Here is a 7,299-nt window from a genome sequence, read left to right on the forward strand (position 1 = left end):
CGGCACCGGCGAGCTGTTCGCTCGTGAAGAAGCCCAGCCCGGCGTTGGCGCCGGTCACGACGAAGGTGCGGCCGGACTGGTCCGGCAGTGCGGCGGGGGCCCAGCTCACGCGGAAGGGCCGGCGGTCTCCGCGGTCCCGGCTGATCGGGTGTCGTCAGCGGAGGGGGTCGCGCCGCCGCGCGCTCCGGAGGTGTCGCCTGCGATCTTCTCGTGGTGGTGGATCACCTCGGCGATGATGAAATTGAGGAACTTCTCGGCAAACGCCGGGTCGAGCCTGGCGTCTTCGGCCAGCCCGCGCAAGCGCTGGATTTGCAGGAACTCCCGGGCCGGATCCGCCGGCGGCAGGCCGTGCGCGGCCTTCAGCCGGCCCACGCCCTGGGTGAACTTGAAGCGCTCCGCGAGCAGGTGGATGAGCGCAGCATCGATGTTGTCGATGCTCTGCCGGATGCTCTGCAGCTCGTTGATCGCGTCCTGCCCCGCGTCAGCGGGCAATTCCTCGTTTACAGCCATGTCCTTACGATATTGCACTGCCCGGATGCCCGCGCCCGGCGCCGTCGCCCTCGGGCCAGTTGCTCAGGCGGGGCGCGGCAGCCGGAGGGGCAGGTGCAACCGGTTCTGGGTGAGCAGGATCCCGAGCAGCACCAGCAGCGCACCGACGGGTTCGTGCCAGGAGAACGTCTCCGAGAGCACCAGCACGCCCAGCACCACGCCCACCACCGGGGTGACATAGGTGACCGTCGAGGTCGTCGTGGGTCCCCAGGCGCGCAGCACGTTGATGTGCCAGATGTAGGCGAACCCGGTGCCCAGCACGCCCAGGGTGAGCAGGCTGAGCACGATCGGCGCCGACAGCGTCACCGGCTGCCAGGCCAGCACCGGGGTGAGCAGCACCATCAGCGCGCCGGCCAGGCCGATGTTGAGGAACGCGAACGTGCTTCCGGCGATCGCCCGGCCGCTGAGGAATTTGCGGGTGTATCCGAACGTGAAGCCGTAACAGGTGGCGGCCCCCAGACACGCGACCTGGCCCCACAAATCGCCGGTCAACGCCGAGTACTGCCACGGCGCGATGATCACGAGAACGCCCGCGATGCCCATCAGCACGCCGATCACCCGCTCGCGGCCGAACTTCTCCACGCGGAACGCGACGGTGGCCATCAGCACGGTCATGATCGGGGTGACGGCGTTGTAGATGCTGGCCAGGCCCGACGACACGTACTGCTCGGCCCAGGCGAACAGCAGGTGCGGCACGACGCATCCGCTGATCGCGATCACCACGAAGTGCAGCCATACGATTCCCTCGCGCGGCAGCACCGGCCCGCCCTGCACCCGGGGCCGGGTCGCCAGCACGATCAGGCCGAGCGTGAGGCCGCCGAGCACCAGGCGCGACCACGCCACCTGGCCGAAGCTCACCCCGTCCAGGGCGATCTTCATGAACAGGAAGCTGGCGCCCCAGACCACGCCCATGCCTAGGAATTGCAGGGCGACCAGGGGGCTGCGGGGGGTCGAAACATCACTCACCTGCCGACCCTAGCCCACCGGGCACGGCGCCCGGTCACGCCTCGGGCGGCATCGATGGTGATGTCCGAAAATCGCGCCAGGATGACCGGAATCAGCTGGGCAAGACCCGGCTGCGCGGGGTGCGCGGGTCGCTGTAGGTGACCGGCTTGCCGAGGTAGCCGTCCAGGCGTTTGTGCAGGCCCGCCTCGACGACGGGCCATTCGTCGGCGAGCACCGAGTAGACGGCGGTGTCGCGCCAGGAGCCGTCCGCCCGCCGTTGCACCCGCCGGTTGATGCCCTCGAACTGCGCACCGATGCCCAGGATCGCGGCGCGGGAGCGGGAGTTGAGCACGTCGGCCTGAATCTTCACCCGGCCGAAACCGTGGTCGAACGCGGCACCGAGCATCAGCAGCTTGGTCTCGGGGTTCACCGCGGTGCCCCAGACCTGCGGGGCGTATGCGGTCCAGCCCAGGTGCAACGCCTCGTTGGGCTGGTCGATGTCGCCCAGCGTTGAGGTGCCGACCAGGTCACCCGCGTGCGGGCCGGCCACCACGCGCACGGCATAGGGCAGGGATTCCCACTGGTAGTACTTCTCGGCGAACGCGACGAAGGTGTCCAGGTCCGCGGGCAGGCCGTGCGGGCCGCCGCCGTAGCCGCCAGCGAACACGGCCGGATGCGCGATGGCCCGGTGCAGTTCCGGCAGGTGGGCGCGGCTGAGCCGCTCCAGGCTGATGAAGCGGCCGGTCAGCAGCTTCGCGTCGAGCAGGTGCGCACTCACGGGATCGATCCTCTCTGCCGAGCCGCAAGTCGGGCCCCGAAAACGTGGTGTCTTCGGGGCCCAGCTTCCGGTTCGCGTGCTGCGAAATTAGTCGACGAGGTCGTGGCGCGTCAAGATCGCTTCGCGGTCAGGGCCGACGCCGATCGCGGAGATGCGGGCGCCGCTCATGGCCTCGAGTGCGAGGACGTAGTCCTGGGCGTTCTTGGGCAGGTCCTCGAAGGTGCGCACCTGGGTGATGTCCTCGGTCCAGCCGGGGAACTCCTCGTAGACGGGCTTGGCGTGGTGGAAATCGGACTGCGAGACGGGCACCTCGTCGAAGCGCACGCCGTCGACCTCGTAGGCGACGCAGACCGGGATGGTGGCCAGGCCCGTGAGTACGTCGAGCTTGGTCAGCACGAAATCGGTGACGCCGTTGATGCGTGCAGTGTACCGGGCGATCGGGGCGTCGTACCAGCCGCAGCGACGCGGGCGGCCGGTGGTGGTGCCGAACTCGAAGCCCTTGGCGCGCAGGAACTCGCCGGACTCGTCGAACAGTTCGGTGGGGAACGGGCCGGCGCCGACGCGGGTCGTGTACGCCTTGACGACGGCGATGATGCGGTCGATCCGGTTCGGGCCGATGCCGGAACCGGTCACCGCGCCACCGGAGGTGGCATTGGACGACGTGACGAACGGGTAGGTGCCGTGGTCGACATCCAGCATCGTGGCCTGGCCGCCCTCGAACAATACGGTCTTGCCCGCGGTGAGCGCCTGGTGCAGCAGCAGCGCGGTGTCGGCGACCATGGGGCGCAGGCGTTCGGCGTAGCTGAGCAGGTCGTCCACGATCTCGTCGACGGTGATGGCGCGGCGGTTGTAGACCTTGACCAGCATATGGTTCTTCTGGCCGAGGGCGCCCTCCACCTTCTGGCGCAGGATGTTCTCGTCGAACAGGTCCTGGATGCGAATGCCGACGCGGTTGATCTTGTCGGCGTAAGTGGGGCCGATGCCGCGCCCGGTGGTGCCGATCTGGCGCTTGCCCAGGAACCGTTCGGTCACCTTGTCCATGGTGCGGTGGTACTGGGTGATGACGTGGGCGTTGGCACTGACGCGCAGCTTGGACACGTCCACGCCACGGGAGCTGAGGGCATCGAGCTCCTCGAACAGCACCTCGATGTCGACGACGACGCCGTTGGCGATCACCGGGGTGACGCCGGGCGTGAGGATGCCGGAGGGCAGCAGGTGCAGCGCGTACTTCTCGGTACCGACGACCACGGTGTGGCCGGCATTGTTGCCGCCGTTGAACTTGACGACGTAGTCGACGCGGCTGCCGAGGAGGTCGGTGGCCTTGCCCTTACCCTCGTCGCCCCACTGGGCGCCGATCAGAACGATGGCTGGCATGGCTTAGTTTTCTCCTTGGATAAAGAACGCGGCGGTCGGCGGGGCCGGGTCGACGCCGGGCGCGGTGTCAACCTGCAGCGAGCGCAGCAGGGGGATGACGGTGGGGTCTGCTCCGTCGAGGAACGCGGTGAGGCGCTCAACCTCGTCGGTCTCGCCGATCTCGGCCGCGGCGCGGCGGAGGGCGAAGAGGGCGCGCAGCACGCCCCGGTTGGGCTCGTGGGACCACGGGATCGGGCCCTGGCCGCGCCAGCCGGCCTTGCGCAGCGCATCCAGGCCGCGGTGGTAGCCCACCCGGGCGTACGCATACGCCTCGAGCACGCGGCCCTGGGCGTGGGTGCTGTCCGCAAGCGCCGCCCAGGCCAGGGACGAGGTCGGATGCGCCGCCACAACACTCGCTAAATCCTGCGTCGCGGTTCGGCTGAGCGCCTCGGTCACCTCCGGTTCCGCGGGTAGGAGGGTCTCGGGCTGGTCGAGCAAATTGGCGCCGGTCACACTAGATCCTACCGCGACCCACCCTGGGGGCAGTCCCGGCGGAGCTTCGAACCGGCAGTTGAGCACGCAGCCGGGCCCCGTTTTGGGGCTTAAGTCACGACTCGCGGGATGTGGCGGGGTCAGGCGCGGGCGATGACGCCGCGGGCGAAGTTGGCCCGGTTCTGCAGTTCGTACAGCTGGTTGGTGCGGTTGCCGCGGGTCAGTTCGGCGGACTGGTAGGTGCATGCCCCATTGGTCACGGAGATCTGCATGAACCCGCTACTGCGAGTCTCCTTGACCAGGAGGAAGAGCAACCCGAGAAAGAAGAAGAAGAACCCGATGATCGCGAACGCGATGGCCCAGCCGGGGATGTAGCGCTCCTCCCTCGTCATGTCGGTGACGAAGATCTGGGTGCCGCGAAGCGGCGCACTGCCGGCCGGGGTGACCAGCCAGTGTTCGGAGATGCTGATGTCGCCGAACTGGACCAGCACCGGTTCCTGGCCGGCGGGAGCCCAGGTCGCGGCCGGGCCTGAGTCGCCGGGCCGGTAGGGATCGAGTGCACTCATGTGTCGGAGCCTAGTGGCTGGCCGGGGCCAGCCGGCCGGAAAAGGTGAACAGGATCGCCGCGACGACCTCGGACTGGGGGCGGTCCTCGTCGAAGAGGAGCCATTCGAGGCCGGCGACCAGGGCCGCGCCGAACACGCTGCTGGCCATCAGGGCGGTGGCGCCGGTGCTGGTCGCCTCCGGTACAGCCTCGTCGATGGCCGCGGCGAATTCCGCGAGGGCCTCGTGCCGGAAGGCGAACGAGGTCTCCCGCCACGCCCGGTCGGTGCGGAAGATGTCCCCGGCGATGACCTTGGCCAGGGCGGTGTTCGCCTTGATCCGGCCGAGCAGCGTCGTGACCAGGGCCTCGAGGGCGACCGTGCCCGTCTTGCCCTGGCGGGATGCGCGCAGAGCCTCGGTGAGCGCGCTCATGCCCTCCCGGAGCAGGCCTTCGAAGAGCTTGTCCTTGGAGGCGAAGTTGTAATACAGGCTGCCCTTGGCGACTCCTGCGCGCTCGGCCACGTCGTCCATGGTCGTCCCGGTGATGCCGCGCTCGCCGGCGAGTTGCAGGGCGGCGTCAAAAATCAGTCGCTTCGTTCCGGTCACCGGCGTCATGTCCACTCCTCGATTTTGTACTGACTAGTCAGTCTAGTTGTGCTCGGCGCCCGCCGCAATGGAGCACGCCGACCGGAGTACCCTCCGGCTCCCGGGCGCCGTCCCACCTCACCGAAGGCATCCGCATGCGCATCACGCTCAGCAACGTCACCAAGGGCCCGAGAACTCGGCCCTCCCCCCTCACTTCGCTCGAATTCGAGTCCGGCACCGCCACTCTGGCCCGCGCCGAGACCGAACGCCGCCCCACAGTACTCGGCCTGATCGCCTCCGGGCGGATGCGGCCGGACGCCGGCACGGTCACCCTCGACGGTCGCACCGACTATGCCGGCTCCGCCGCCACATCGCCCTCATCGACGCCCTCGGCGTCTCCGAGCCAGCGGCGGACGTCACCGTGGCGGAGGTCGTCTCAGAGGAACTCATGTTCGCCGGGCGACTCGGCCACCGCCGCGCCGTCGCCGTGTTGCTGGGCGACCTTGGCCTGGCCGACCAGGCGCGCGCCAATATGGCTGACCTCGCCCCCGACTCGCGGATCCGGCTGCTCACCGAGCTGGCCGTGCTGCGGGACGATGTCGAGAGCATCGTGCTCACCTCCCCCGACCGGAACGGCGGCGACCCGCTCGGCTGGTGGCGGATCGCCGGCGATCTCGCCGAACGCGGCTATGCCGTGCTCGTCATCGCGGGCGACGCATCCGCTCACGCCATTGCCAACCTCGAGCACTCCGGAGCCGACCTGTGAAGATCTTCGCCATGATCCGCGCCGAACTCGCGCGCCTCACCGCCACCACCATGTCCAGGGTCGCCCTCGTCGCCCTGATGCTCGTGCCCATGCTCTACGGCGGCCTCTATCTGTGGGCCAACCAGGATCCGTACGCCGGGCTCGACCGGGTGCCCGTGGCGCTCGTCGTGGCCGACACCGGCGGCGAGTTCGACGGTGAGACCACCAATTACGGTTCGGATGTGGCCGACCAGCTGATCGACGACGGCACCTTCGACTGGCACACCGTCACCGCGGTGACCGCGAACGCCGGCGTTGCCGACGCCACCTATGATTTCAGTGTCACCATTCCCGCCGACTTCTCCAGCTCGATCGCGTCGTCGTCGGATGACCCGCACCAGGCCACCATCACGCTCACCACGAACGACACCAACAGCTACCTCGCCTCCACGATCGGCAGCCAGGCCGCGCAGAGCATCCGGGACGCCATCGTGGCCCGGGTGAACGAGCAGGCGGCCGACAGCCTGCTGATCGGGTTGAGCGACATCCGCTCGAGCCTGGTCGACGCCGCCGACGGCGCCACCGAGCTGACGGATGGCGCCGCGACGGCCGCCGACGGCGGCAGCAGTCTCTCCGACGGCGCCAGCCAGCTCGCCGACGGCACCGGCACCCTCGCCAGCGGCGCCGGGCAGGTCGCCGACGGCACCAGCCAGGTCTCCGCCGGCGCCGCCGCAGTGGCCGACGGCACCACGCAACTCTCCGACGGCGCGGCCGCCCTGGCCACCGGGGCCGGGCAGGTCTCCACCGGCGCCACCGCTCTCTCCGATGGCATCGGCCAGCTCGCCAGCGGCACCAGCCAGGTTTCCACCGGCGCCGCTGACCTCTCCGCCGGCACCGAGACCCTCTCGGCCGGCGCCACCGAACTGGCCGCCGCCGCTGGGCAGGTGGCGGACGGCAACGCCGGGCTCGCCACCGCGGCCGACGCCGCCGGCACCGTGCTGACCGGGGCCTCCGCCGCCCTGGACACCGCCAGGACCAACCTGACCGACCAGCTCCGCACGGCCGGGCTGACCGACGCCGAGATCACGTCCGCCGTGGCCGCCCTCGACCCGCTCGACACCGCCGTGCAGAACGCCACCGCCGCGTTCACGACAGCCTCGAGCGGTATCGGCGTGCTCGCCGAAGGCAGCGCCGTACTCGCGACGGGTGCGACCGCGGTCGCCGACGGCGCCAGCTCGGTCGCCGACGGCGCCGAAACCCTCGCCGCCGGGGCCGCCGCCGCGGCCGATGGCGCGACTGCCGCGTCCAC

9 protein-coding genes and 1 pseudogene are annotated in these 7,299 nt (G+C 69.8%); 2 read left to right on the forward strand and 8 right to left on the reverse strand.

What is annotated here, in order from left to right; genetic code table 11:
- From JWP54_RS11565 to JWP54_RS11600, 8 genes and pseudogenes are all read right to left on the reverse strand, one after another.
- Window positions 1-109 (reverse strand): annotated as a pseudogene (locus tag JWP54_RS11565) (alcohol dehydrogenase); the annotation flags it as partial.
- A complete protein-coding gene (locus tag JWP54_RS11570) occupies window positions 106-510 on the reverse strand; it encodes a chorismate mutase (protein WP_297372071.1) in 405 nt (134 codons plus the stop codon). The gene JWP54_RS11570 and the pseudogene JWP54_RS11565, both read right to left, overlap by 4 nt.
- A gap of 63 nt (window positions 511-573) precedes the next feature.
- Window positions 574-1,515 (reverse strand): DMT family transporter, encoded by a 942-nt coding sequence (locus tag JWP54_RS11575; RefSeq protein ID WP_297372074.1) that lies wholly within the window; start codon window positions 1,513-1,515, stop codon window positions 574-576.
- 91 nt (window positions 1,516-1,606) lie between these two features.
- On the reverse strand, window positions 1,607-2,272 hold the full coding sequence (locus tag JWP54_RS11580; RefSeq protein WP_297372077.1) for a GNAT family protein: 666 nt from the start codon (window positions 2,270-2,272) through the stop codon (window positions 1,607-1,609).
- Window positions 2,273-2,359: 87 nt separating this feature from the next.
- Window positions 2,360-3,646, reverse strand: a complete 1,287-nt coding sequence (locus JWP54_RS11585; protein ID WP_297372081.1) for an adenylosuccinate synthase — start codon at window positions 3,644-3,646, stop codon at window positions 2,360-2,362.
- Between the two features lie 3 nt (window positions 3,647-3,649).
- Window positions 3,650-4,138 carry a DUF3151 domain-containing protein gene (locus tag JWP54_RS11590; RefSeq protein ID WP_297372083.1) on the reverse strand — a complete coding sequence of 163 codons (489 nt, stop codon included), beginning with the start codon at window positions 4,136-4,138 and terminating at the stop codon, window positions 3,650-3,652.
- A 119-nt stretch (window positions 4,139-4,257) separates the two neighbouring features.
- Window positions 4,258-4,683 carry a hypothetical protein gene (locus JWP54_RS11595; protein ID WP_297372086.1) on the reverse strand — a complete coding sequence of 142 codons (426 nt, stop codon included), beginning with the start codon at window positions 4,681-4,683 and terminating at the stop codon, window positions 4,258-4,260.
- Between the two features lie 10 nt (window positions 4,684-4,693).
- On the reverse strand, window positions 4,694-5,275 hold the full coding sequence (locus JWP54_RS11600; RefSeq protein WP_297372089.1) for a TetR/AcrR family transcriptional regulator: 582 nt from the start codon (window positions 5,273-5,275) through the stop codon (window positions 4,694-4,696).
- Window positions 5,276-5,666: 391 nt separating this feature from the next.
- On the opposite strand from JWP54_RS11600, the gene JWP54_RS11605 reads away from it, so the two are divergent.
- Entirely contained in the window at window positions 5,667-6,011 is a 345-nt protein-coding gene (locus JWP54_RS11605) for a hypothetical protein (RefSeq protein ID WP_297372091.1), read from the forward strand.
- Window positions 6,008-7,299: YhgE/Pip family protein (locus JWP54_RS11610; RefSeq protein ID WP_297372093.1), on the forward strand; the 1,292-nt coding region annotated here is incomplete at its 3' end. The genes JWP54_RS11605 and JWP54_RS11610, both read left to right, overlap by 4 nt.

This window comes from Cryobacterium sp. (assembly GCF_025463825.1).
Classification (GTDB): domain Bacteria; phylum Actinomycetota; class Actinomycetes; order Actinomycetales; family Microbacteriaceae; genus Cryobacterium.